Here is a 23104-nt window from a genome sequence, read left to right as displayed (position 1 = left end):
CTGCGCATCCCCGACTGTGTGAAAACGGCTGACCTGCGGGCTACCCCCGTCATCACGTTTTCACACCGTCCTGAACACACGTAGGTCCCCATGCCCGACTCACCGCGCCCCCTTGCGGTCACCCTGCAAGTCGTCTCCATCGTCCTCTTCACCTTCATCGGCTACCTGAACATCGGCATTCCACTGGCCGTGTTGCCCGGCTATGTGCACAACGACCTGGGTTTCAGCGCCGTGGTCGCCGGCCTGGTGATCAGCGTGCAGTACCTCGCCACCCTGCTCAGCCGCCCTACCGCCAGCCGCATCATCGACAACCATGGCAGCAAGAAAGCCGTCATGTATGGCTTGGTCGGCTGCGGGCTTAGCGGGGTGTTCATGCTGGCCTGCGCCTTCCTCACCTACCTGCCCTGGCTGAGCCTGGCCTGCCTGCTGGTCGGCCGTCTGGTGCTGGGCAGCGCGGAAAGCCTGGTGGGCTCGGGTGCGATTGGCTGGGGCATTGGCCGGGTGGGCGCCGAAAACACCGCCAAAGTCATCTCCTGGAACGGCATCGCCAGCTATGGCGCACTGGCCATCGGCGCCCCGCTGGGCGTGCTGATGGTCAAGGGCCTGGGGCTGTGGAGCATGGGCGTCAGCATCATCCTGCTGTGCGTGCTCGGCCTGCTGCTGGCCTGGCCCAAGCAGGCCGCGCCCATCGTCAGCGGTGTACGCCTGCCGTTCCTGCGGGTGCTGGGCAAGGTATTCCCGCACGGTTCGGGGCTGGCCCTGGGTTCGATCGGCTTTGGCACCATCGCCACCTTCATCACCCTGTACTACGCCAGCCGTGGCTGGGCCGATGCGGCGCTGACCCTGAGCCTGTTCGGCGCCAGTTTCATCAGTGCGCGGTTGCTGTTTGGCAACCTGATCAACCGGATTGGCGGGTTCAGGGTGGCGATTGCCTGCCTGTCGGTGGAAACACTCGGACTGCTGATGCTGTGGCTGGCCCCCAGCGCCGAACTGGCATTGGCGGGTGCAGCATTGAGCGGGTTTGGTTTCTCGCTGGTGTTCCCGGCATTGGGCGTGGAGGCGGTGAACCAGGTGTCGGCGGCCAACCGCGGCGCAGCGGTGGGGGCGTATTCGCTGTTCATCGATTTGTCGCTGGGGGTGACCGGGCCACTGGTTGGCGCGGTGGCGGCGGGGTTCGGGTTTGCTTCGATGTTTCTGTTTGCGGCGGCTGCCGCGGCTTGCGGGCTGGTGTTGAGCTTGTATCTGTACACGCAGACATCAACTTCAAGGCGTAAAGAGAACTTGTAGGAGCAGCCTTGTGCTGCGAAGAGGGCATAACTGCCCAAGTAAACCTTAACCTTTACCGGCCTCTTCGCAGCGCAAGGCTGCTCCTACAGGGACCGCGCTAATCCAGATAGACGCGATCCCTGTGGGAGCTGGCTTGCCGGCGATGGGCTGCAAAGCAGCCCCGGGGATTTTGAAGGGTTAACGCTGGGCGTACTGCAACACCACTTCCAGCGGGTGGCGCATCTTGCGCTCGGTCATGCGCTTGACCTGGCTACGGCACGAGTAGCCCGTCGCCAGCGGCTCCCCTTCCTTGTCCAGCTTGGTCGCCCAGCTCTGCTCGAAGATGGTCCGCGATGTTTCCTGGTTACGCGCCTCGTGCCCGTAGGTACCGGACATGCCGCAGCACCCCGTCGCCTCGGTCACCAGCTTCAGGCCCAAACGCTCAAACACCTGCTCCCACTGCCGGGTGCTGGCCGGCACGTTGGTCTTCTCGGTGCAATGCGCCATCAGGCGGAAGTTGCCCGGCGCGGTCGGTGCCTGCGCGGGCAGCACATCCATCAACCACTCCTGCGGCAACAGCACCTTCGGGCAATCTTCCAGCCCCGGCACTTTCTGGTATTCCTGGCGATACACCAGGGTCATCGCCGGGTCCAGGCCCACCAGCGGTACCCCACAGTCGGCCAGGGCCTTGAGCTGGGTGGCGTTGCGGATTGCCGCCTTGGCGAATGCACCGAGGAAGCCCTGCACGTGCAGCGGTTTGCCGTTGGCGCTGTACGGTGCCAGGAACACCCGATGACCGAGGCGGTGGGCAAGGTCGATGAAGGCCGACAGCAGCGGCGTTTCGAAGTAGCGGGTAAAGGCGTCCTGCACCAGCACGATGCTGCGCTCGCGCTGGGCCGGGGTCAGTTCACGCAGGGCCGGCACACTGGCCACGCCAACGCGGCAGCGGGTCAGGGTGGCCTGGAAGTTGAAACGGCTGATCAGCGGGCTGTCGACCATGCCGATCTTGTCGGCCAGCAGCCTGGTCACCCACTTCGAGCCCATCACCGCGTTGTAAAGCCCGGGCGCGTGGGCCAGGTACGGAATGCTGAATTCCAGCGAGCCGATCAGGTAGTCACGCAGCGGGCGCTGGTAGCGGCCGTGGTACAACTCAAGGAAGCGTGAACGGAAGTCCGGCACGTTGACCTTGATCGGGCACTGGCCGGCGCACGACTTGCACGCCAGGCAACCGGCCATGGCGTCGTACACCTCATGGGAGAAATCTTCCTGCCCCTGGCTGCGTTCGCGGTTGTTGCGCAGGCGCGCTGGCAGGCCCTTGAGCCACGACACCTTGCTGCGCGCCGCGGCCAGCACGTCGATGTTCGCCTCGCCCTGCAGGCGCAGCCATTCGCGCATCAACGAAGCACGGCCCTTGGGCGAATGCTGACGTTCGCGGGTGGCCTTCCACGACGGGCACATGGCGTCGTTGGGGTCGTAGTTGTAGCAGGCGCCGTTGCCGTTGCAGTGCACGGCGCTGGGGAAGTCCTGCCACACGCGCTCGTCGATGGTACGGTCGAGGTCGCCGCGCAGGGTCACGCCATCGACCGGGGTCAGGCCTTCGGCGCTGCCTGGCGGGGTGCAGATCTTACCCGGGTTGAGCTGGTTGTGCGGGTCAAAGGCACCCTTCAGGCGCTGCAGCGCCGGGTACAGCTCGCCGAAGTACTCCGGCACGTATTCGGAGCGCAGGCCTTTGCCGTGCTCGCCCCACAGCAAACCGCCGTAGCTTTTGGTCAGCGCCGCCACCGCATCGGAAATCGGCTTCACCAGCGCAGCCTGGGCCGGGTCTTTCATGTCCAGTGCCGGGCGTACGTGCAGCACGCCGGCATCGACGTGGCCGAACATGCCGTAGGTCAGGCCGTAGCCATCGAGCAGCGCGCGGAAGTCGGCGATGTAGTCGGCCAACTGCTCCGGCGGTACCGCGGTGTCTTCGACAAACGGCTGCGGGCGCACCTCGCCCTCGACGTTACCCAGCAAGCCCACCGAGCGCTTGCGCATGACGTAGACACGGGTGACCGCCTCGGCGCCTTCGGCCAGGGTATGCCCCAGGCGCTCGACGCTGGTGTCCGCCTGCAAGTGTTCGACAAAAGCCTGCACCCGGGCGTTGACCTCGGCCGGCTCGTCGCCACAGAACTCCACCAGGTTGATGCCCAGGGTCGGGCGCTCGGGGTCGGCCGGGAAGTATTCGGCAACGCTGTGCCAGACGATGTCTTTCATCGCCAGCATCAACACCCTGGAGTCGACGGTCTCGATCGACAGCGGCTTGTGCGCCATCAGCGCATTGGCGTCGCGCAGGGCATCCATGAAACTGGTGTAACGCACGTTGACCAGCACCGCGTACTTGGGGATCGGCAGCACGTTGAGCTTGGCTTCGACCACGTAGCCCAGCGAGCCTTCGGCGCCACACAGCACGCTGTTGAGGTTGAAACGGCCCTGCTCGTCGCGCAGGTGCGCCAGGTCGTAGCCGGTCAGGCAACGGTTGAGCTTGGGGAAGGTGGTTTCGATCAGTTCAGCCTGGGTTTCCTGAATCTCGCGGGCCATGCGGTACACCTCGCCGACCCGGCCGGGCGCGGCGCAGGCCTGCTCCAGCGCGGCATCGTCGATCGGCAGGCTGTGCAGGCGCTCGCCACCGAGCAGCACGCTGTGCAGCTCCAGTACGTGGTCGCGGGTCTTGCCATAGGTGCAGCTGCCTTGGCCGCTGGCGTCGGTGTTGATCATGCCGCCGACGGTGGCGCGGTTGGAGGTGGACAGCTCGGGGGCGAAGAACAGGCCGTGCGGCTTGAGCGCGGCATTGAGCTGGTCCTTGACCGTACCGGCCTGCACCCGTACCCAGCGCTCCTCGACGTTGATTTCGAGGATCTTGTTCATGTGCCGAGACAGGTCGACGACGATGCCGTCGGTCAACGATTGGCCGTTGGTGCCGGTGCCACCGCCGCGCGGAGTCAGCTTGACGTCCTGGAAGCGCGCTTCACCCATCAGCGTGGCAACCCGCGCCACATCGTCGGCGTCCAGCGGGAACACCGCCGCCTGGGGCAAGCGCTGGTAGATCGAGTTATCGGTGGCCAGCACGGTACGGGTGCCGTAGTCGGCACTGATCTGGCCACGGAAGCCGCTGCTGCGCAGGGCTTCGAGGAATTCGGGGTAGTTGGCGCTCGGTGCAACGGTCGGCAGCTGGGCGATCATCGAAGGATGGCCTCTTGATATTGGCTAATTCACGGGATTCCTGTCGCTCCGGCATAGGTGCTGGCATGCAGGGGTGACGTATAGGCCAATGTTCCTGTAGTTTTGCTTCAGGGGCAAACGGATAATCCTGCCGCTATCAATGACTTTTATGAATGAATTACCGCCACCTGACACCGTCCATGTCGCTGCTGCTGGCATTCGAGGCGGCCGCCCGGCATGAAAGCTACACCCGCGCCGCTGCCGAACTGTCACTGACCCAGAGCGCGGTCAGCCGCCAGGTGCAGGCGCTGGAACAGCAACTGGGCCTGACCCTGTTCCGCCGCGAAGGCCGCCAGGTGCAGCTGACCGATGTCGGCCGCCTGTATCAGCGCGAGCTCAGCGAGGCATTGGGGCGCATCCGCAGCGCCACCCTGCAGGCACTGGCCTACCAATCAGGGGTGGGCACCTTGCGCCTGGCCACCCTGCCCACCTTCGGCTCGAAATGGCTGCTGCCGAGGCTGCATGCGTTCTACGCCGCCCACCCGGGCATGCTGGTGCACATTCATTCGCGCATCGAAGCTATCAATTTCGACACCAGCGAAATCGATGCCGCCATCGGTGTGGCCAGCCACGACCTGCCGGGCCTGATCTGCCATCGCTTGCATGCCGAAGAACTGGTAGTGATCCTGCCGCCGGAGGCCGGCGCCGATAGCCAGGGCTGGAGCCCGGCAAGGATCAGTGAAGAGGTGCTGTTGAATGTGGCCAACAACCCGCATGCGTGGGGCGAGTGGTTTTCGCACCATGGCCTGCCGCACCGGTCGATGCGCCTTGGGCCGAGCTTTGAGCTGACGTCGCACCTGATCCAGGCAGTGCGGGCCGGGATTGGCATCGGGCTGGTACCGCGCATTCTGGTAGAAGAGGAATTGGCCAAGGCAGAGCTGTACAGCCCGGGTGTCGCGTTTGCCAGCCAGCGGAGCTACTACCTGATCTACCCGCCCAGGAATGAGGCCTTGCCGTCGTTACGGGCATTCAGGAGCTGGTTGCTGGAACAGATCTGAAGCATGGGTTGCCTGTTCTGGCCTCTTCGCAGCACAAGGCTGCTCCTACAGGCGATCGCCGTTCCATTTGTTGGAGCAGCCTTGCGCTGCGAAGAGGCCGGCACAGGCAATAAAAAACCCCAAGCCGGTCACCTGGCTTGGGGTTTTTGCATACTGCCTTGGGTCACTTACTTGGCTACGGTACCCGCAGCCCCGCCAGCATTCATCCTGCGGCGCGGCTTGACCATGTAGATGACGAACATCGCAAACAGCCACACCGGGATCGCATACACCGAAACCTGGATACCCGGGATCATCAGCATGATGCCCAGAATCAGCACCACGAAGGCCAGCACCACGTAGTTGCCGTAGGGGTACCACAGCGCTTTGAACAGCGGCTTTTGGCCGGTACGGTTCAGGTGCTGACGGAACTTCAGGTGCGAGTAGCTGATCATCGCCCAGTTGATCACCAGGGTAGCCACTACCAGCGACATCAGCAGTTCCAGGGCGTTCTGCGGCATCAGGTAGTTGAGCAGCACGGCGACAAAGGTAACGGCAGCCGACACCAGGATTGCACGCACTGGCACGCCACGCTTGTCGACCTTGGCCAGCGACGCCGGGGCATCGCCCTGCTCGGCCATGCCCAGCAGCATGCGGGCATTGCAGTAGGTGCCGCTATTGTACACCGACAGCGCGGCGGTCAATACCACGAAGTTCAGCAGGTGGGCGGCCACGTCACTGCCCAGCAGCGAGAACACCTGCACGAACGGGCTGCTGCCGTAGCTGCCACCCGAGGCATCGATGCTGGCCACCAGGTTGTCCCACGGGGTCAGCGACAGCAGCACCACCAAGGCACCGACATAGAAGATCAGGATGCGGTAGATGACCTGGTTGATCGCTTTGGGGATCACGGTCTTCGGCTTGTCGGCCTCGGCGGCGGTGAAACCGAGCATTTCCAGGCCACCGAAGGAGAACATGATGAACGCCAGGGCCATGACCAGCCCGCTGACACCGTTCGGGAAGAAGCCGCCATGGGACCACAGGTTGGCGATGGTGGCGTCCGGGCCGCCGCTGCCGCTGGTGAGCAGGTAGGCACCCAGGCCGATCATGCTGACGATGGCCACGACCTTGATGATGGCAAACCAGAACTCGGCCTCACCGAAGAACTTCACGTTCATCAGGTTGATGGCGTTGATCAGCACGAAGAACGCCGCCGCCGTGACCCAGGTAGGAATCTCCGGCCACCAGTAGTGAACATACTTGCCGACCGCCGAAAGCTCCGACATGCCCACCAGGATGTACAGCACCCAGCAGTTCCAGCCCGACAGGAAGCCAGCGAAACCACCCCAGTAAGTGTGGGCAAAGTGGCTGAACGAGCCGGCCACCGGCTCTTCGACAATCATTTCGCCAAGCTGGCGCATGATCATGAAGGCGATGAAGCCGCAAATGGCGTAGCCAAGGATCATTGACGGGCCGGCGGATTTCATCACGCCTGCCGAGCCGAGGAACAGGCCGGTACCAATCGCACCACCAAGGGCGATCAACTGGATGTGGCGGTTCTTCAGGCCCCGCTTGAGCTCGCCTGAATGCATGTTTTGTCCACTCATGAACGAAGTCACCTGCATTGTTTTTATCTGTGACGGAATCGGACCCACCGCGCTCGTGGCGCAGCGGAATGAGCAAGGTGGTTACCTTGGGTTTCTTGACCTCAGGTGCCGCCGAGGCGGGTCAACCAGGCGTGATCAAGAGTGCGCGGTACGCAAGAGGGTCACAGGTAAAACGCGGCGCACTGTATACCCCTGCAAACGCGCAGGCGTCAACGCGTTGCGTCCCTCCTTCCGGAAAAAACGCAGCGATCCTGTGGTGTGGGCCTAGAAAGGCTGGGTGATCGGCGTACATGGCGCCTCCATTTGTTGTTTTGTCAGCCCGGCTCTGTGGACGGGCTCTTGCACACGGCAATGGCGGCTATAACACCGTGGGGACGGGGGTTTGGGCAAGGGTGGGAACGCTCAGGGGGGCGGCTTTGGCACATGGCCTTCGGCAAGGTTTGTTTACAGGATGGGGCTTAATCTGCAATGCGGACTGAAAACGGCCATATTCGTATAGATTTCTTTACAAGGCGGTTCAAGAACTTGCCAGTCGTCAGAAAAATTCTTTTTGTTCAATATCTTGGGGCCGCTTTGCGGCCCATCGCGGCACAAGGCCGCTCCTACAGGGACCGCGCAACATCTGCATTTACTCGATTCCTGTAGGAGCGGCCTTGTGCCGCGAAAGGGCTGCAAAGCAGCCCCAAAATCTCACAGGCATAAAAAAACCAGTCCGAAGACTGGTTTCCTGATTACCACAATGGCCTATCAGCCACGCGGCTTGCCACGACCACGGCCTGCCGGCTTGTCGCCATCAGGCTTGCCCGGGCGCTTGCGCATATCGCTTGGGCGCTCGGCCACCGTGCTGCCACGGTTAGGTTTACGCGGCGCCTCTTCACGCGGCTGACGCGCCGGACGCTCGCCGGTAGCAGCACCTTCGTGAGCCGGGCGCAGGTTGCGTACGCGCTCGCCACGGCCCAGCGGGCGGGTCGACTTGCGCTGCAGGCGCTCCATCTTGTCCTTGGCCTTGAGCTTCATGGCAGGCAGCGCCACTGGCTGCAGGCCCACTTCGGCGGCCAGGATGTCGATTTCGCCCTGGCTCATTTCACGCCAGCGGCCCATCGGCAGGTCGGAGTTGAGGAACACCGGGCCGAAACGCACGCGCTTCAGGCGGCTGACCACCATGCCCTGGGATTCCCACAGGCGACGCACTTCACGGTTACGGCCTTCCATCACCACGCAGTGGTACCAGTGGTTGAAGCCTTCGCCACCTGGTGCCTTCTGGATGTCGGTGAACTTGGCCGGGCCGTCTTCCAGCATTACGCCGGCTTTCAGGCGCTCGATCATCTCGTCGTCGACTTCGCCACGCACACGTACCGCGTACTCACGGTCCATCTCGTAGGACGGGTGCATCAGGCGGTTGGCCAGCTCACCGTCGGTGGTGAACAGCAGCAAGCCGGTGGTGTTGATGTCGAGGCGGCCGATATTGATCCAGCGGCCTTCTTTTGGCCGTGGCAGGCGGTCGAACACGGTCGGGCGGCCTTCCGGGTCGTCACGGGTGCAGATTTCGCCATCGGGCTTGTTGTACATGATCACCCGGCGGGTGGCCTCGGCGGCCTCTTCGCGCTTGATCAGCTTGCCGTCTACGGCAATGGCATCGTGCAGGTCGACGCGCTGTCCAAGGGTGGCCGCAACGCCGTTGACCTTGATGCGGCCCTGGCTGATCCAGGCCTCGACGTCACGGCGCGAGCCCACGCCAATACGCGCCAGCACTTTCTGCAGCTTTTCGCCGGCGGGTGGGGTGATCTCGGTATCTTGCAGGTCTTGCTCACTCATCTGGGCACCTCCCGGTGTAGGAATGAAAACAGGTTCTTGGCGACGAACGCGCCAAAAGGCCGCGCATCATACGCGGTTCGGCAATGGAACGCACTGGAGGTTAGAGGGTTTTGTGGGCTTTGGAAGGGGTTTCTGCCTAATGGTGGTGTAATGGCAGTGCCGGCCTCTTCGCGGGTAAACCCGCTCCCACAGGTACTGCACCACATTCAGACCCTGTGAACTCCCTGTGGGAGCGGGTTTACCCGCGAAGAGGCCGACACAGGCAGCAGCAGATCAGGGCTGCAACTTGCCCTCTTCTTCCACGGAAGCCTCAGGCTCATCCTCGCGCAAGTCATCGAAATCGATCTTCAGCCCCTCTTCCATGGCATCCAGCTCCACCAGCAAGCTACGGAAGCTGGTTTCGTCCTTGGGCTCTGCAACCTCTTCGTCCCCCAGGCTGGCATCCGCCAACGCCTGCAGGTGCGCCGGTACGGGCGCATCATCCGGGTCGAGCAGCGGCGCCGGCTCCATTTCGCGCAACTCGGCCAGAGCCGGCAGTTCATCCAGGCTCTTGAGGTTGAAATGGTCGAGAAACGCCTTGGTGGTGGCAAACATCGCGGGCCGCCCGGGCACTTCGCGGTAGCCGACCACGCGGATCCACTCGCGCTCGACCATGGTCCTGATGATGTTGCTGTTCACCGCAACGCCCCGCACGTCTTCAATCTCGCCACGGGTAATGGGCTGGCGGTAGGCGATCAGGGCCAGGGTTTCGAGCAGCGCACGCGAATAACGCTGCGGGCGCTCCTCCCACAGGCGCCCGACCCAGGGCGCAAAGTCTTCGCGAATTTGCAGGCGGTAGCCGCTGGCCACTTCCTTGAGTTCGAAGGCACGGCCGTTGCACGACTTGCCCAGCACCTCAAGGGCCTGCTTGAACACGTGGGGCTCGGGGCGCTCGGCCTCTTCGAGCAGCTCGTACAGGCGCTCCAGGGATTGCGGCTTGCCCGAAGCCAGCAAAAAAGCTTCGATCAGTGACGCCAGGTCGCGGGGGTCATTCAGGTTCATCAGGTTCTTCAACAAGCGCTGGGCGAAGCCGCACGTGGATGGCGGCGAAGGGTTCATTCTGCACCAGTTCGATCAGCGATTCCTTCACCAGTTCGAGTACCGCCATGAAGGTCACCACCACCCCCAGCTTGCCCTCCTCAGCGGTAAACAGTGCGCCGAACGGCACGAAAGCACCGCCCTTGAGGCGTTCCAGCACCTGGCTCATGCGCTCGCGGGTAGACAAGGTCTCACGGCTGATCTGGTGGCTTTCGAACAGGTCGTTACGGCGCATTACCTCGGCCATGGACATCAGCAGCTCTTCCAGGCTGACCTGCGGCAACAGTTTGCGCACCTTGGCCTGCGGTGCTTCCAGGCGTGGCACCACGACATCGCGGCCCACCCGCGGCAGTTCGTCGATGCCCTCGGCCGCGGCCTTGAAACGCTCGTACTCCTGCAGGCGGCGGATCAGCTCGGCGCGCGGGTCGCCCTCCTCCTCCTCGACATCGGCCGAGCGCGGCAGCAGCATGCGTGACTTGATCTCGGCCAGCATGGCGGCCATCACCAGATACTCGGCGGCCAGTTCCAGGCGCACGCTCTTCATAAGCTCCACGTACCCCATGTACTGGCGGGTGATTTCCGCCACCGGGATGTCGAGGATGTCGATGTTCTGCTTGCGGATCAGGTACAGCAACAGGTCCAGCGGCCCTTCGAAGGCTTCGAGGATGACTTCCAGGGCATCCGGGGGGATGTACAGGTCCAGCGGCATTTCGGTCAGGGCTTCGCCGTAGACCAGGGCCAGTTGCAACTGCCGAGGCGACTCGGCCTGTTCAGCCGGCGCCTCGGGCGTTTCCAACTGGCTCACGCGCTGACCAGAAACGGCGTGGGGTCGCCGCAGCCTTCGCGGATCAGTTCCGGCTCGTCGCCGGACAAGTCGATGATGGTCGACGCCTTGAGGTCGCCAAAACCGCCGTCGATGACCAGGTCGACGTGGTGCTCCAGCCGCTCACGGATTTCGTAAGGGTCGGTCATCGGCTCGCTGTCACCCGGCAGGATCAGGCTCACGCTCATCAGCGGCTCGCCCAGCTCGGCCAGCAAGGCCAAGGTGATGGCGTGGGCCGGTACGCGCAGGCCAATGGTGCGGCGCTTGTCGTGCAACAGCAGCCGCGGTACTTCACGGGTGCCGTTGAGAATGAAGGTATAAGGCCCGGGGACATGCGCCTTGAGCAAGCGGAAGGTGCCGGTGTCGACCTTGGCGTACAACCCCAGCTGTGACATGTCACAGCACATCAGGGTGAAGTTGTGCGTCTTGTCCAGCCCGCGCAGGCGACGCACCCGCTCAATCGCCGCCTTGTCACCCATCTGGCAACCCAGCGCATACGCCGAGTCGGTCGGATACACCACCACGCCACCCTTGCGGATGATCTCGACGGCCTGTTTTATCAGGCGCGGCTGTGGGTTTTCCGGATGTATCTGGAAAAATTGGCTCACGTAATCGTCCTGTTCATAGCGCCAAAGGCTGTTCATGGCTGAATCGACGCCACAGAGGTGGCAGGTCCTCGGGCAAAGGCCGGTAGGCACCGATCTCTCCCCAGGTGCCGGGGCCGTGGAAGTCACTGCCAGCACTTGCCAGCAGGCCGAACTCACGCGTAAGGATGGACATCGTGCCCACCTGCTCGGCCGGCATCATCCCGTTGACCACCTCAAGTGCCTGCCCGCCTGCCTGAATATAGTCGGCAATCAGCCTTCTGCGCTTGCTGCGGGTCAGGTCGTAATGCATCGGGTGGGCCAGGCTCACCCAGGCTTTGGACTGGCGCAGGGTGGCAACAGTTTCGTCGAGGGTCGGCCAGTGCTGCTTGACGTCGCCCAGCTTGCCGGCGCCCAGCCACTTGCGAAACGCCTCGCCACGGTCTTTTACGTGCCCGGCACGCACCAGGTATTCGGCAAAATGCGGGCGCGCCGGGGCGTTGCCACTGTCGCCCAGCTCGTGCTGCACGGCCCGGGCGCCCTCAAGCGTACCCGGCATGCCTTTGGCCGCCAGCCGTTTGTCGATTTCTTCGGCGCGCAACCAGCGCCCCGTGTGCAGTGATTCAATCGCCGCCAGCAAGGGCGGCGCGTCCAGCGGGAAGTCATAACCCAGCACATGAATGGTCGCGCCACCCCAGGTGCACGACAATTCCACCCCGCTGACCCAGCGCATGCCCCGTTCAATGCAGGCCTGGCGGGCTTCGGGCAAGCCTTCGAGGGTGTCATGGTCAGTCAGTGCCAGCGTTTGCACCCCGTGCTCATGGGCCCGGGCAACCAGTACCGAGGGCGACAGGGCGCCGTCGGAGGCCGTGCTGTGACAGTGCAGATCAACATTCATGGAGGAGCGCTTTCGCTGGAATCGATGTTTGTTATTATGCCGTCACATCCCGATTCTGGCTGCCATTGTGAAACAATTCATCGATTTCATCCCGCTGCTGCTGTTCTTCATCGTCTACAAGCTGGACCCGCGCCCCATGGAAGTCGCCGGCCACAGCTTCGAATTCGGTGGCATCTACAGTGCCACGGCCATGCTGATCATCAGCTCGCTGGTGGTGTACGGCGCGCTGTTCCTGCGCCAGCGCAGGCTGGAAAAGGGCCAGTGGCTGACCCTGGTGGCCTGCCTGGTGTTCGGCGGCCTGACCCTGACGTTCCACAGCGAAACCTTCCTCAAATGGAAAGCGCCGGTGGTGAACTGGCTGTTCGCCCTGGGCTTTGCCGGCAGCCACTTCATCGGTGACCGGGTGCTGATCAAGCGCATCATGGGCCATGCCCTGACCCTGCCCGATGCCGTCTGGTCGCGCCTGAACGTTGCCTGGATCGCCTTCTTCCTGTTCTGCGGCGCGGCCAACCTGTTCGTTGCCTTCACCTTCCAGGACTTCTGGGTCGACTTCAAGGTGTTCGGCAGCCTGGGCATGACCGTGATCTTCCTGGTGGCGCAAGGCGTGTACCTGTCGCGCCACCTGCACGACGACCCTTCCACTACCAAACCCAAGGATTGACATGCTCTACGCCATCATCGCCAGCGACGTCGCAAACTCCCTGGAAAAGCGCCTGGCTGCCCGCCCGGCACACATCGAACGCCTGCAGCAGCTCAAGGCCCAAGGCCGCGTGGTGCTGGCCGGCCCACACCCGGCCATCGACAGCAACGACCCGGGCGAAGCCGGTTTCAGCGGTAGCCTGATCGTTGCCGAATTCGAATCGCTGGCTGCGGCGCAGGCCTGGGCTGAAGCCGACCCGTACATTGCGGCGGGCGTGTACGACAACGTCATCGTCAAGCCATTCAAGCAAGTGCTGCCTTGATCTGAGACCGAGTCGGCTTCTTCGCGGGCTTGCCCGCTCCCACAGGTAACCCACAAGCCTCAGGATCTGTGGAGTATCTGTGGGAGCGGGCAAGCCCGCGAAGGGGGCCACGCGGTAGCCGCAGTTATACGATTGCCATCAGTCTGCGGTATCTTTGCCACTGGCGGGCCGAATAACCGCCGTCAATGGTTGAATTGAGTGAGTCATGAGCGAGCTGTTACTGATTGATGATGACCAGGAGCTGTGCGAGCTGCTCGGCAGTTGGCTGACCCAGGAAGGGTTCACGGTGCGTGCCTGCCACGATGGCCAGAGCGCACGCCAGGCCCTGGCCGAGTATGCGCCGGCGGCCGTGGTACTGGACGTGATGCTGCCCGATGGCAGCGGCCTGGAGCTGCTCAAGCAATTGCGCAGCGAGCATACCGAGCTGCCGGTGCTGATGCTCTCTGCACGCGGCGAGCCGCTGGACCGTATTCTCGGCCTGGAACTGGGCGCCGACGACTACCTGGCCAAACCTTGCGATCCACGCGAGCTCACAGCCCGTCTGCGGGCCGTACTGCGCCGCAGCCACCCCACCGCCACCACCAGCCAGGTGGAACTGGGCGACCTGGTGTACAGCCCCGCACGTGGTGTGGCCAGCATCGACGGCCGTGAAATGACCCTGACCCTGTCGGAAAGCCGCATTCTTGAAGCCCTGCTGCGCCAGCCCGGCGAACCGCTGGACAAGCAGGAACTGGCGCAAATCGGCCTGGGCCGCAAACTGACCCTGTACGACCGCAGCCTGGACATGCATGTCAGCAACCTGCGCAAGAAGATCGGCCCGCATGCCGATGGCCGTCCACGCATCGTGGCGCTGCGTAGCCGTGGTTACTACTACTGCCTGTGAGTTCGCCCCGGTTCATCTTTACCGAGCCTTTACCATCCGCTGACTGCGCTTGACGGTGATCTCCCTAGACTGTGCTCATCCGGTAACCACCGGCCTATGAAAGGAGAGACACCATGCGCAAGACCCTTATCGCCCTGATGTTCGCCGCCGCCCTGCCGACCGTGGCCATGGCCATGCCTGAAGGCGGCCCGCGTCACGACGGCCCGCATCATCGCGGTGATGCGCCTTTCCATCAACTGGACCTGAGCCGCGACCAGCGCCAGCAAATCGGCAAGCTGATGGGCGAGCAGATGCAGCAACGCCGTGACATCAACGAGCGCTACCTGGCCAAGCTGCCAGCCGCCGACCAGAAAGCCATGAAGGACGAGCTGCAAGCCAGCCGTGCCAAGACCGACAGCGCAGTGCGCAACCTGCTCAAACCTGAGCAGCAGAAGAAGTTCGACGAACTGCAAAAGGAACGCGCCGCAAAGAAAGCCGAGTGGCAGGAGTTCCAGGCCTGGAAAGCTGAAAAAGGCACCAAGGCTCAGTAAGCTGTACGCCCGATGCCCGGCCCGCCTCCCCGCGGGCCGGGCTTTTACCGTTTACAGGAGGTGCACTTGCGTTCACTGTTCTGGCGCATCCTGGCCAGTTTCTGGCTGGCCATCACCCTGGTCGCAGGCCTGTCGATCCTGCTGGGCCATATGCTCAACCAGGACGCCTGGATCCTTAGCCGCCACCCGGGCCTGAATACCCTGGCCAGCAAGTGGACCAAGCATTACGAGAAAGAAGGCCTGGATTCGGCGCAGCACTTTCTGGAACGGCGCAAGGATCGCTACAAGATCGACGTGCAGGTGCTCGACGACAGTGGCGAGGCCGTGGTGCCCGGCACCTTCCCGCGCCGTGCGGCAGCCTTCGAGGCACGCCAGCACAATGACGAGCGGCGCCTGCCATGGCGCCGGCTGACCGAGGAGTACACCAGCCCCGAGACCGGCGAAACCTACCTGCTGATCTACCGCATTCCCCATCCGGCGCTGGATGCCTGGCACCGCGAAAGCCTGATGTGGCCGCTCAGTGCCCTGGGGATTGCGCTGGTGGTGCTGACCCTGTTCAGCCTGCTGGTCACCCTGTCCATTACCCGCCCGCTAAGCCGCCTGCGCAGCGCGGTGCATGACCTGGGCCAGACCACCTACCAGCAGAACAGCCTGGCGCAACTGGCGGCGCGGCGCGACGAGTTTGGCGTGCTGGCCAAAGACTTCAACAAGATGGGCGCGCGCCTGCAAAGCACCATTGGCAGCCAGCGCCAGTTGCTGCGCGATGTATCCCATGAGCTGCGCTCGCCGCTGGCCAGGCTGCGCATCGCCCTGGCCTTGGCCGAGCGCGCCGGGCCCGAGCAGCGCGAGACCCTGTGGCCGCGCCTGACCCGCGAGTGCGACCGGCTGGAAGACCTGATCAGCGAAATCCTTGCCTTGGCCCGGGTCGATGCCGAGCAGGCTCATGCCGAGCCCGTCGACCTCAACGCCCTGCTCGGCAGCGTGCGCAAGGACGCCTTGCTCAGCGCACCGGACCAGGACGTGCGCCTGGAAGCGCAGCCGGGGTTGACCCTGCACGGTTGGCCAACGCTGATCGAACGTGCCGTGGACAACCTGCTGCGCAACGCCTTGCGCTTCAATCCGGTCGGGCAGCCGGTCGAAGTGAGTGCCGTGCGTGAGCAGGACCGCATTGTGATCAGCGTGCGTGACCATGGGCCAGGGGCGGCAGCGGAACACCTAACGCAATTGGGCGAACCGTTCTTCCGCGCACCGGGGCAGGAAGCGCCGGGGCATGGGCTGGGGCTGGCGATTGCCCGCAAGGCGGCGGAGCGCCATGGCGGGAGCCTGGTGCTGGACAATCACCCACAGGAAGGATTTGTAGCTCGGCTGGAGTTGCCCTTGGCTGAGGCGGCGGGCAGTTGATGTGATGTAAAGGCATCCGGCCTCTTCGCGGGCACGCCCGCTCCCACAGGTACTGTGCGATGCCTGAGACTTGCACCGCACCTGTGGGAGCGGGCGTGCCCGCGAAGAGGCCAGTGGCCTTGATACAACAATCTGCCCAAGGCTGCGTTACTCGCCCCAGGCGCTGACGAACTCGGCAGTTTCCAGCACCGGGGCAGTGCGTGGCTCGGTCAACGGCGTGCCGACATACAGGTAACCGATCAGTTCTTCATTCTCGGCCAACCCCAGCCCCTTGTGCACATGGGCATCAAACGCCATGTCCCCGGTGCGCCACACCGCCCCGACGCCTTGCGCATGCGCGGCAATCAGAATGCCGTGCGCCGCACAGCCCGCGGCCAGGCGCTGCTCGGACTTGGGCACCTTGAAGTGGTCCTGCAGCTTGGCGATGACCACGATCAGCAGCGGTGCCCGCAGTGGCATGGCACGGGCCTTGTCCAGCGCTGCCTGGCTGGCATCGCCCTTGTTCTGCACGGCTTCAGCGAACAGCTCGCCCAGCTTTTCACGGCCCTGGCCTTCGATGGTGAGAAAACGCCATGGCCGCAGCTGGCCATGATCCGGGGCGCGCAAGGCAGCCTGGAACAGCGCCTCGCGCTGGGCGGCGTTGGGTGCCGGGTCGGTCAGGCGTGGCACGGAAACACGGTTGAGCAATGCGTCGAGAGCCTCCATCGGCTACCCTCCTGGCAGTTGAATGTGCGGCCATTCTCAAGCTGCTAGCTATAAGCTGCAAGCTTCAAGCAGAAGCGGCCGGCGCACGTTGCTCTTTCTTGCAGCTTGAAGCTAGCAGCTTGCAGCTCATCAACCCACAGGTAGAATGGCGCCCTTCCGTTTCGAGTCAGAGCAGATCACATGGCGTTGCCGACCTTAAGGATCATTGGTTTCATCATCGGCATCTTCCTGATTACCCTCGCCGTCGGCATGGCCGTGCCCATGGCGACCCTGGTGATCTTCGAGCGCACCAGTGACATGCCTTCCTTCCTCTGGTCGAGCCTGATCACCTTCATCGCCGGCCTGGGCCTGGTGGTGCCGGGCCGCCCCGAACATGTGCACCTGCGCCCGCGTGACATGTACCTGCTGACGGTCAGCAGCTGGCTGGTGGTGTGCGTGTTTGCCGCACTGCCCTTCCTGTTGACCCAGCACATCAGCTACACCGATGCCTTCTTCGAGAGCATGTCGGGCATCACCGCTACCGGCGCTACCGTGCTCAGCGGGCTGGATACCATGTCACCGGGTATCCTCATGTGGCGCTCGATGCTGCACTGGCTCGGCGGCATCGGCTTCATCGCCATGGCGGTGGCGATCCTGCCATTGCTGCGCATCGGTGGCATGCGCCTGTTCCAGACCGAATCGTCCGACCGCTCGGAAAAGGTCATGCCGCGCTCGCACATGGTCGCCAAGTCCATCGTCGGGGTGTACGTCGGCTTCTCGATCCTCGGCTCGCTGGCCTTCTGGTGGGCGGGCATGAGCCCGTTCGATGCGATCAACCACGCCATGTCGGCCATCTCCACCGGCGGCTTCTCCACCTCCGACCAGTCGCTGGCAAAATGGGATATCCCGGCCGTGCACTGGGTCGCGGTGGTGGTCATGATCATGGGCAGCCTGCCGTTCACCCTTTACGTAGCCACCCTGCGCGGCAACCGCAAGGCACTGATCCGTGACCAGCAGGTGCAGGGTTTGCTGGGCATGCTGATCGTGACCTGGCTGGTGCTGGGCACCTGGTACTGGTACAGCACCAACCTGCACTGGCTCGACGCCCTGCGCCACGTGGCGTTGAACGTGACCTCGGTGGTCACCACCACCGGCTTCGCGTTGGGCGACTACAGCCTGTGGGGCAACTTCTCGCTGATGCTGTTCTTCTACCTGGGCTTCGTCGGCGGCTGCTCCGGCTCGACGGCAGGCGGTATCAAGATTTTCCGCTTCCAGGTGGCCTACATCCTGCTCAAGGCCAACCTCAACCAACTGATCCACCCACGCGCGGTGATCAAGCAGAAATACAACGGCCACCGCCTCGACGAAGACATCGTGCGTTCGATTCTGACGTTCTCGTTCTTCTTCGCCATCACCATCTGCGTCATGGCCCTGCTGCTGTCCTTGCTGGGCGTGGACTGGATGACCGCATTGACCGGCGCCGCCGGCACGGTGTCGGGTGTGGGCCCGGGCCTGGGTGAAGTGATCGGCCCGTCAGGCAACTATGCCACGCTGCCGGACGCAGCCAAGTGGATCCTGGCGGCCGGCATGCTGCTTGGCCGCCTGGAAATCATTACGGTGCTGGTGCTGTGTATGCCGGCGTTCTGGCGTCACTGACCACCTCGGCCTCCCCACCGAGACGGGCGCGATACTCGCTGGGGGTGACATCGAACCAGCGGCGGAACGCCCGGTAGAAGTTGCTGGGGTCGGCAAAGCCCAGCAGGTAGGCGGTTTCCAGCAGTGTCATGCCCGGCTGGGCCAGGTACTGCTCGGCCAGCTCGCGACGGGTGTCATCGAGCAAGGTCTGGAAACTGGTGCCCTCCTCCTGCAGCCGCCGCTGCAAGGTGCGCTGCGACAGGTGCAGGGCCTGGGCCAGGGTTTCGCGCTTGGGCTCGCCCTGCGGCAGGATGCGGCACAACACTTGGCGCACGCGGTGGGTAACCCGGCTTTCGGAAAAGCGCGCCAGGTACTCCCCGGCAAAACGGTCGTGCAGCACCGCCATGGCCTCGTTGGCAGTCGGCAGCGGCGCCTCCATGTCGGCACGCTCGAACACCAGCGCATCGTGTGGCGCACCGAACACCAGGGGCGAATGGAACGCCACCTTGTACGGCTCGACATTCTTTGGCTGCGGCCCCTGCACCAGTACCCGGCGCGGCTGCACCGGCCGACCGCTGAGCCATTTGCACAGCGCCAGCGCACAGGCCAGCGAGGCTTCGGCACTGTGCCGGGTCGGCGGCAAGTGGTCGCCATGCACCGTCAGGATCAGCGAGTAGCCTTCGGCGCCAAGGACAAAACTGAGATCGGAGCTTTCGGCGATGATGCGCTGGTAGCGCACCAGCCGCTGGAAACCCTCGGCCAACGTGCGGCTGGACATCAATGCATAGCCCACCACATGGAACGACGCAGGGCGTACCACCCGCGCCATGTTCAGGCCGATGGCTTCATTGCCCGACAACTCCACCGCCAGCTGCCAGAGCCGGGTCATGGAGTCCTGGGGGAAACGTGCATCGGGGTCATCGAGGGCAGCGAAGTCCAGCCCCAGCTGCTTGAACATGGACGGGCAGTCCAGTCCTTCCAGTTCGAGTGCCTTCACAATCCCTGATGCCCAACTGGCTGACGTGGTTCTTTCGCTCATGACAGGCTTCTTTTTACCGACCGCTCCTGCGGTGAACCCCAAGGATACTCAATTGGCGCCTATTGTCACTGATAGGCCCCGTCAGTCACTCTAGACTGGAATCAGGCTCCACGCCGTGCATCTTGTCCAGAAGTATTAATCCCGGAGCACTGCCATGAACCGCACAGCGCAGTATCGCAGTTTTGCCGAGTTCTACCCCTACTACCTGGGGGAGCACAGCAACCCCACCTGCCGCCGGCTGCACTTTGTCGGCACCAGCCTGGTGATTGCGCTGCTGGCCTATACCATCGGCAGTGGCAAATGGTTGCTGCTGCTGGCCGTGCCCCTGTTCGGCTACGGCTTTGCCTGGGTCGGGCATTTCTTTTTTGAAAAGAACCGGCCGGCGACCTTCACCTACCCGCTGTACAGCCTGGCCGGGGATTTCGTGATGTTCAGGGATATCCTGCTGGGCAAGATCAGCCTGTAAAAATCCGCGTAAAACCTGGCCTTTCGCGGTCCCTGTAGGAGCGGCCTTGTGTCGCGAAAGGGCTGCAAAGCAGCCCCATGGCCCTCCAGCCCTACGCCGGCTCGCGCAACGCCGCCACCGCCTGCGCGTCCCGCGCCTGGGCATCAGCCAGCCGGTACAGCTCGATGCTGCCATCCCAATGCTCGATCAGCGCCGTGCACGACTCCACCCAGTCCCCGCAGTTGAGGTACTCCACCTCCCCCACCTTGCGGATCTCGGCATGGTGGATATGCCCGCACACCACCCCATGAAAACCACGCCGGGTGCACTCGTGGGCAATGGCATCCTCGAAGTCGCTGATGAAGTTCACTGCACCCTTGACCTTGTGCTTCAGGTACGCCGACAGCGACCAGTAACCATAGCCATACCGCGCACGCCACTGATTGAGCCAGCGGTTGAGTACCAGGGTGAACTCGTAGGCACGGTCACCGAGAAACGCCAGCCAGCGGTGGTAACGGGTAATCACGTCGAACTGGTCGCCATGGATCACCAACAGGCGGCGGCCATCGGCGGTCAGGTGCTCGGCTTCATCCACCAGCTGGATGTTGCCCAGGATCAGCCTGGAATACCGGCGCAGGAATTCGTCATGGTTACCGGTGACGTAGATCACCTCGGTACCGCGCTTGCTCATGGTCAGCAGGCGGCGGATCACGTTGGTGTGGGCTTGCGGCCAGTAGATGCCACCGCGCAGTTTCCAGCCATCGATGATGTCGCCCACCAGGTAAACGCGGTCGGCCTGGTAACCCTTGAGGAACTGCGACAGGTGTTCGGCCTGGCAGTCGCGGGTCCCCAGGTGCACATCGGAGATCCACAAGGTACGCACGCGTTGCTTGCGCGAGGGACGGGAGAGTTCGGCATGGGTCATGGACAGGCTCCGGCGCAGTTTGCTGGAGACTGGCAGGCGTGCATGACAGCGCCGTGGCAAAACGGTTACGAGTGATGGCCTGCAGGGAATGAGGCACAATGCGCATCTGCCCTGCGAGGACGCCCCCATGACCGCCGGCCCTATCCTCTCGCTGCGCCACTATCGCGACAGCCTGATCGCCCACAGCCACGAACACCCGCAACTGGTGTTCGGCCTGCGCGGCCGCCTGGAGTTCGAGGTGCAGGGGCAAGGCGCGGGGATCGACCGGCAGGGGTTGGTGGTGGTACCGGCGGGCGCGCATCACACCTGCGCCAGCGATGCCGGCAGCCACTGCCTGGTGCTAGATGTGCCGGGGGAGCAGTGGCTGCACGAGCAGTTGGGCGAGCATGCCGATGCCAGCCGCCGCCTGCTCGACCGCCCCGCCGCGCTGGGCCTGGACAACCGTCAGCAGCAGTTGGTCGACTGGCTGGCCGCCAGCCCCATGGACGACCCGCTGATTGCCCGGCAAGGCGCAGCGCTGCTGCTGGCCAGCCTGAACCCAACGGCGGCCGCCAGCGTGCGCGCCAGCCAGCGCTTACCTTATGCCGCGTTCGATGCGCATATCGAGCAACATGCCGCCTACCCGCTGCAAGTGGCTGACCTGGCGCGGCTGGCCGGGCTGTCCAGTGCGCGGCTGCACGCACGTTTTATCGCGGAATGCGCGATGACGCCGATGGACTACATTCGCCAGCGGCGCTTGCTGAAGGCGCGGCGGCTGGTGGTGCAGACCTTGTTGCCGATGGGGGAAATTGCGGCCCAGGTAGGGTATGGCTCACAGAGTGCGTTTTCGGCGGCGATGTTGCGGGCGTTTGGCTGTACGCCCTTGGCCTTGCGGCGAGAGTCTGGCGACAACTGACGGCAGTCTTGCGACAGAAATCGTTGGCCTGTGGTTTTACACTTTGCCAGTGCCGGCCTCTTCGCGGGTAAACCCGCTCCCACAGGGATCGCACCACGTTCAAATTTGTGCAGTACCTGTGGGAGCGGGTTCACCCGCGAAAGGGCCGGTACAGTCAGTAGAGATCTTGAGCAAGGACCCATCATGAACCACCGCACCGCCCTCGGCGCCCTGCACATTGGCGCGCTGTTCTTCGGCCTCACCGGCGTCTTCGGCAAGCTGGCCGCCAGCGCCAGCCCGGCGATCATCGTCTTCGGCCGCGCCGCCTTCGCCGTGCTCGCCCTGGCCCTGTTCGCCAGCCTGACCGGCCCGGGCTGGCAACGCCTGAGCAGCCAGGACATCCGCCGCCTGCTGCTCGGCGGTGTGCTGCTGGCCGGCCACTGGGTCAGTTTTTTCATCGCCGTCAAAGTCGGCGGCGTGGCCATCGCCACCCTCGGGTTCGCCAGCTTCCCGGCCTTCACCGTCATCCTCGAAGGCTTGCTGTTCCGCGAGCGCATCCGCCGCAACGAGGCCGTGCTGGTGCTGTTGGTCAGCATCGGCCTGATACTGGTCACGCCGGCCTTCGACCTGGCCAGCGAAGCCACTGGTGGCCTGCTCTGGGCTCTGCTGTCGGGGCTGCTGTTCTCGCTGCTGTCCCTCACCAACCGCGCCGGCTCCGGGCGCCTGCCTGCGGTACAGGCTGCACTGTGGCAGAACCTGGTGGTAGGCCTGTGCCTGCTGCCGTTCGCAGCACCCGGCCTGGCAGGCGTGGCGGCCATGGACTGGCTGTGGATCGCCCTGCTCGGCATCTTCTGCACCGGCGTGGCGCACAGCCTGTTCGTCGCCAGCCTGGCAGTGATCAAGGCGCGCACCGCCGCCGTGGTGTTCGGCATGGAGCCGGTCTACGGCATTGCCGTGGCCTGGGTGGTGTTTGCCGAAACCCCGACCGTGCGCATGCTGCTGGGCGGTGCGCTGATCATCTTCGCCATCGTGCTGTCCAGCCGCATGGCCACCGAACAACCGCCCAAGCAGCGGCCTCTGGCCGAGGGCGCCTGATCAGCGGTCGTTGTGGCCCAGGTCACGCTGCGGGTCGATCTGGTCGCGCACCCGCTGCTTCAGCGCCTTGGCCTCGGGGAAGCCGCCGTCGGCCTTGCGCTCCCAGATCTGCACACCATTGCAGGTGATGCGGAAGATGCCGCCGGTACCCGGCTCCAGCGCCACCCGGCCAAGGTCGTCGGTGAAGGTGCTGAGCAGCTCCTGGGCCAGCCAGGCGGCGCGCAGCAGCCATTGGCACTGGGTGCAATAAGTAATGACGATTTCGGGCTTGGTGTCGGCCATGGTGAGGCATCTCCAGGTGAGGGGCCGCTTATACTAGCGGTCTT

Annotated in this window: 22 protein-coding genes; 11 read left to right on the top strand and 11 right to left on the bottom strand. The window is 63.8% G+C overall.

Translation table 11 applies throughout. The annotated features are described in order from the left end of the window. Nucleotides 1-90: 90 nt before the first annotated feature. The gene (locus ABOC32_RS10735) at nucleotides 91-1287 is read left to right on the top strand and encodes an MFS transporter (protein WP_426811008.1); all 1197 of its coding nucleotides are present in this window, start codon (nucleotides 91-93) and stop codon (nucleotides 1285-1287) included. Between the two features lie 177 nt (nucleotides 1288-1464). Here the strand turns inward: ABOC32_RS10735 and ydiJ are convergent, their stop codons facing one another. Beyond that, nucleotides 1465-4485 carry a D-2-hydroxyglutarate dehydrogenase YdiJ gene (gene ydiJ / locus ABOC32_RS10730; RefSeq protein WP_426811007.1) on the bottom strand — a complete coding sequence of 1007 codons (3021 nt, stop codon included), beginning with the start codon at nucleotides 4483-4485 and terminating at the stop codon, nucleotides 1465-1467. Between the two features lie 152 nt (nucleotides 4486-4637). Here ydiJ and ABOC32_RS10725 point away from each other — a divergent pair, with 152 nt between their 5' ends. Next, nucleotides 4638-5522 carry a LysR substrate-binding domain-containing protein gene (locus ABOC32_RS10725; protein ID WP_086976442.1) on the top strand — a complete coding sequence of 295 codons (885 nt, stop codon included), beginning with the start codon at nucleotides 4638-4640 and terminating at the stop codon, nucleotides 5520-5522. A gap of 167 nt (nucleotides 5523-5689) precedes the next feature. Here the strand turns inward: ABOC32_RS10725 and ABOC32_RS10720 are convergent, their stop codons facing one another. The 6 genes from ABOC32_RS10720 to ABOC32_RS10695 form a co-directional block, all read right to left on the bottom strand. After that, nucleotides 5690-7108: an amino acid permease gene (locus ABOC32_RS10720; RefSeq protein WP_264360314.1), complete on the bottom strand. Its 1419-nt coding sequence runs from the start codon at nucleotides 7106-7108 to the stop codon at nucleotides 5690-5692. A gap of 747 nt (nucleotides 7109-7855) precedes the next feature. Next, on the bottom strand, nucleotides 7856-8923 hold the full coding sequence (rluB, locus tag ABOC32_RS10715) for a 23S rRNA pseudouridine(2605) synthase RluB (RefSeq protein ID WP_234228784.1): 1068 nt from the start codon (nucleotides 8921-8923) through the stop codon (nucleotides 7856-7858). A gap of 273 nt (nucleotides 8924-9196) precedes the next feature. Beyond that, entirely contained in the window at nucleotides 9197-9964 is a 768-nt protein-coding gene (gene scpB / locus ABOC32_RS10710; protein ID WP_086976439.1) for an SMC-Scp complex subunit ScpB, read from the bottom strand. Next, nucleotides 9951-10676 (bottom strand): segregation and condensation protein A, encoded by a 726-nt coding sequence (locus ABOC32_RS10705; protein ID WP_426811590.1) that lies wholly within the window; start codon nucleotides 10674-10676, stop codon nucleotides 9951-9953. The genes scpB and ABOC32_RS10705 overlap by 14 nt, the downstream gene beginning before the upstream one ends. Nucleotides 10677-10801: 125 nt before the next feature. After that, on the bottom strand, nucleotides 10802-11431 hold the full coding sequence (locus tag ABOC32_RS10700) for an L-threonylcarbamoyladenylate synthase (protein WP_426811589.1): 630 nt from the start codon (nucleotides 11429-11431) through the stop codon (nucleotides 10802-10804). Between the two features lie 13 nt (nucleotides 11432-11444). Then, nucleotides 11445-12305 carry a PHP domain-containing protein gene (locus ABOC32_RS10695; RefSeq protein ID WP_426811006.1) on the bottom strand — a complete coding sequence of 287 codons (861 nt, stop codon included), beginning with the start codon at nucleotides 12303-12305 and terminating at the stop codon, nucleotides 11445-11447. Nucleotides 12306-12372: 67 nt separating this feature from the next. On the opposite strand from ABOC32_RS10695, the gene ABOC32_RS10690 reads away from it, so the two are divergent. The 5 genes from ABOC32_RS10690 (at nucleotide 12373) to ABOC32_RS10670 (ending at nucleotide 16081) form a co-directional block, all read left to right on the top strand. After that, entirely contained in the window at nucleotides 12373-12966 is a 594-nt protein-coding gene (locus tag ABOC32_RS10690; RefSeq protein ID WP_019472976.1) for a septation protein A, read from the top strand. 1 nt (nucleotide 12967) lies between these two features. Next, complete coding sequence (locus tag ABOC32_RS10685) at nucleotides 12968-13267, top strand: YciI family protein (protein ID WP_426811005.1); 300 nt, start codon at nucleotides 12968-12970, stop codon at nucleotides 13265-13267. A 205-nt stretch (nucleotides 13268-13472) separates the two neighbouring features. After that, nucleotides 13473-14150 (top strand): response regulator transcription factor, encoded by a 678-nt coding sequence (locus tag ABOC32_RS10680; protein WP_016498471.1) that lies wholly within the window; start codon nucleotides 13473-13475, stop codon nucleotides 14148-14150. A 113-nt stretch (nucleotides 14151-14263) separates the two neighbouring features. Beyond that, the gene (locus tag ABOC32_RS10675) at nucleotides 14264-14680 is read left to right on the top strand and encodes a Spy/CpxP family protein refolding chaperone (protein ID WP_086976434.1); all 417 of its coding nucleotides are present in this window, start codon (nucleotides 14264-14266) and stop codon (nucleotides 14678-14680) included. Nucleotides 14681-14740: 60 nt separating this feature from the next. Next, on the top strand, nucleotides 14741-16081 hold the full coding sequence (locus ABOC32_RS10670) for a sensor histidine kinase (RefSeq protein WP_426811004.1): 1341 nt from the start codon (nucleotides 14741-14743) through the stop codon (nucleotides 16079-16081). Nucleotides 16082-16228: 147 nt separating this feature from the next. On the opposite strand, the gene ABOC32_RS10665 is transcribed toward ABOC32_RS10670, so the two are convergent. After that, on the bottom strand, nucleotides 16229-16786 hold the full coding sequence (locus ABOC32_RS10665) for an NAD(P)H nitroreductase (protein WP_258653573.1): 558 nt from the start codon (nucleotides 16784-16786) through the stop codon (nucleotides 16229-16231). A gap of 180 nt (nucleotides 16787-16966) precedes the next feature. Here ABOC32_RS10665 and ABOC32_RS10660 point away from each other — a divergent pair, with 180 nt between their 5' ends. Continuing rightward, on the top strand, nucleotides 16967-18421 hold the full coding sequence (locus tag ABOC32_RS10660; RefSeq protein ID WP_426811003.1) for a TrkH family potassium uptake protein: 1455 nt from the start codon (nucleotides 16967-16969) through the stop codon (nucleotides 18419-18421). Here the strand turns inward: ABOC32_RS10660 and ABOC32_RS10655 are convergent. Continuing rightward, nucleotides 18378-19439, bottom strand: coding sequence for an AraC family transcriptional regulator (locus tag ABOC32_RS10655; RefSeq protein WP_426811002.1), 1062 nt, complete (start codon nucleotides 19437-19439; stop codon nucleotides 18378-18380). The genes ABOC32_RS10660 and ABOC32_RS10655 overlap by 44 nt on opposite strands. Before the next feature lie 154 nt (nucleotides 19440-19593). On the opposite strand from ABOC32_RS10655, the gene ABOC32_RS10650 reads away from it, so the two are divergent. Further along, complete coding sequence (locus tag ABOC32_RS10650; RefSeq protein ID WP_016498465.1) at nucleotides 19594-19905, top strand: DUF962 domain-containing protein; 312 nt, start codon at nucleotides 19594-19596, stop codon at nucleotides 19903-19905. A 91-nt stretch (nucleotides 19906-19996) separates the two neighbouring features. Here the strand turns inward: ABOC32_RS10650 and ABOC32_RS10645 are convergent, their stop codons facing one another. Continuing rightward, complete coding sequence (locus ABOC32_RS10645; RefSeq protein WP_426811001.1) at nucleotides 19997-20809, bottom strand: UDP-2,3-diacylglucosamine diphosphatase; 813 nt, start codon at nucleotides 20807-20809, stop codon at nucleotides 19997-19999. Between the two features lie 127 nt (nucleotides 20810-20936). On the opposite strand from ABOC32_RS10645, the gene ABOC32_RS10640 reads away from it, so the two are divergent. Beyond that, on the top strand, nucleotides 20937-21704 hold the full coding sequence (locus tag ABOC32_RS10640) for an AraC family transcriptional regulator (RefSeq protein ID WP_426811000.1): 768 nt from the start codon (nucleotides 20937-20939) through the stop codon (nucleotides 21702-21704). 183 nt (nucleotides 21705-21887) lie between these two features. Beyond that, nucleotides 21888-22778 carry a DMT family transporter gene (locus tag ABOC32_RS10635; protein WP_426810999.1) on the top strand — a complete coding sequence of 297 codons (891 nt, stop codon included), beginning with the start codon at nucleotides 21888-21890 and terminating at the stop codon, nucleotides 22776-22778. Here ABOC32_RS10635 and ABOC32_RS10630 read toward each other — a convergent pair whose 3' ends face one another. Beyond that, nucleotides 22779-23060: a SelT/SelW/SelH family protein gene (locus tag ABOC32_RS10630; protein WP_426810998.1), complete on the bottom strand. Its 282-nt coding sequence runs from the start codon at nucleotides 23058-23060 to the stop codon at nucleotides 22779-22781. Nucleotides 23061-23104 lie beyond the last annotated feature (44 nt).

Source organism: Pseudomonas sp. WOUb67, assembly GCF_050058005.1.
In the GTDB taxonomy this organism is placed as follows: domain Bacteria; phylum Pseudomonadota; class Gammaproteobacteria; order Pseudomonadales; family Pseudomonadaceae; genus Aquipseudomonas; species Aquipseudomonas putida_R.
This window is presented reverse-complemented; position numbering and strand designations above follow the sequence as displayed.